Source organism: Bartonella sp. OD88NMGDW (genome assembly GCF_042193775.1).
Taxonomy (GTDB): Bacteria; Pseudomonadota; Alphaproteobacteria; order Rhizobiales; family Rhizobiaceae; genus Bartonella; species Bartonella grahamii.
In genome coordinates this window covers 1-1,971 of record NZ_JBHIMA010000041.1, presented here as the reverse complement: position 1 = coordinate 1,971, position 1,971 = coordinate 1, and the positions used below count along the sequence as shown (strand labels likewise).

Genomic DNA, 1,971 nt, shown 5'->3' with positions numbered 1-1,971 from the left:
TTATGGGGCGTCAATGTGTTAAGACTGATAAAAAGAGTGGCATTGTTAATGATGCCAATCGTTATGCTGTTGAAACCATTGGCAACCCTGCCTACCCTCTAGAGTTATTTCAGAGGGTTATTACCGTAAGTTTAGAGACAATGAAAATTGTTAAGAACTTACCAAAATTAGAAATTAGAGAAACTGAATAGACTTGGCTTGCTAAACTCACAAAGGGGTATAGAATCTTATAACCATAATCTATACCTCTCTTGTTATGTTGATTAGATACAATCTTTAAAAGGAGTGTTTATATGCATTATTCTAAAAAGAAGAAACTTACACTTTTAAATACTCTACTTTGAATTGCTTTAAGACTTTTAAGAAATCCCATCTTAAAGTGAATACGCTTCTTTTATATTGCCTTTAAAAGATTAAACCGTAATCTAAAATGATAGCTTTATTGTTATCAGAAGCTTTATTTAAAGAGGGTTATGTATATTCATTTTCTTATATTACTTATAGGTTTTGAATGTTTCTACCCCCCCAAAAAACCTTACAAAACATAGAGCATTAGTTGAATTTATAGGTTGTACTATTGATATAGGTTGTTTTTTGAAAAATTGATAAAAAATAACATATTGAAATATAATGACTTTTATTTTTTATTGAAAAATATGTAAAGGGGGGCGTAAAAAGCACCTCCAAAACTCATAACCATAATGGTCTTGATAGCATTTATTATGATTATAATCCCTTTCTTTTGAAAGGCTTTAAAAGATCACATACTCTCATAAGACATGTTTTAATCATTCACTAAATGATCACTTTTGTCGATTCAATGTACTGACATAAACTGACAAATATATATTTACAGTTGTATTTATTTGTTATGGCTGTTTTAATAAGTTGTATTTTGAAAAATTCATAAAACTTAACTTATTGAAATATAATGATTTTAATTTTCTCTCATTTAAAAAAAATGATATAGGTTCTAAAAAGAACTGACAAAAATGACAAAAGTTTATTAAAAGGGATTTTGCTCATCTCTATAATGATCAGTTTCTATTGAGATGTTTTCATAAGTGTTTTCATAATGGTCTATAAATCACAATTATCATATATCCTATTTATCATTTCTCTTATGAAACTGAAAAATGATGCCATGGCTATAAAGAACATAACAGCTATAGAGAAAGCAAAAATGCAAATGAAAGCATTTGTTATAAGAGCGCGGTGCTATTAAGGTCGTTTAAATTAAAGCCCCTTATAAACAAAATTCACAAAAAATTTAAAATTCATTTAGTAACAAAATTGATAGGTTATAAAGTTTAAAATACGCATTATGAGAGCGTTTCTAAATATTATAAATGTATAGATTCAGAAAATACGCAATCGTTTCACAAAGCCCGTAATATAGCTTTAAAAGCACATAAATATAAAAGAAACAATTAATAAGCATAAGATATTATCAATACACAACGTATTTAAAAAATAAGAAAAAATATCAAAAAAGATAAAATATTATTTGACAATAAATACGTATTTTGTTATATAAATATTCAAGTGATTGAAAACACTAAACATACAGTGGATAAACAGCCAAAATTGTTTACTTCCTCTATAAAATTCGATTATTGCAACACTCTATAAGTGTATGTATTTATGTCGGGTGTAGCTGTGCCATACAATACCCTTTATGGGAAAAGCATAGCAACGGACTGTATGCCGTGTTTTCAGCGCCCGGCGCCTTTATAGCGCGTCAATTGAAAACTTTTAAAAACATACAGGTTTAAATATGACAAATATCTCAAAAAACACCCCCGTTATCTCTTCCATTTCAAATGAAACTGCGTCTGTTAATAAACAAGAGCCTGCAAAAAAATACGAATTTATTGATGATTGTGAATATATCGATGGTCATTTCTTAACTCGAATTAGAGCCTTAAGAGATTTTGATGATGTCAAAAAAGGCGATTTAGGGGGGTATAT

At 28.5% G+C, this 1,971-nt stretch carries 1 protein-coding gene and 1 pseudogene; both read left to right on the top strand.

Features of this window, described 5'->3' with window-relative positions; genetic code table 11:
• A partial coding sequence (locus ACFIJR_RS08900) for a hypothetical protein (protein ID WP_273724618.1) occupies nucleotides 1-191 on the top strand: 191 nt, incomplete at its 5' end.
• A 1,586-nt stretch (nucleotides 192-1,777) separates the two neighbouring features.
• A pseudogene (locus ACFIJR_RS08895) lies at nucleotides 1,778-1,971 on the top strand (hypothetical protein); the annotation flags it as partial.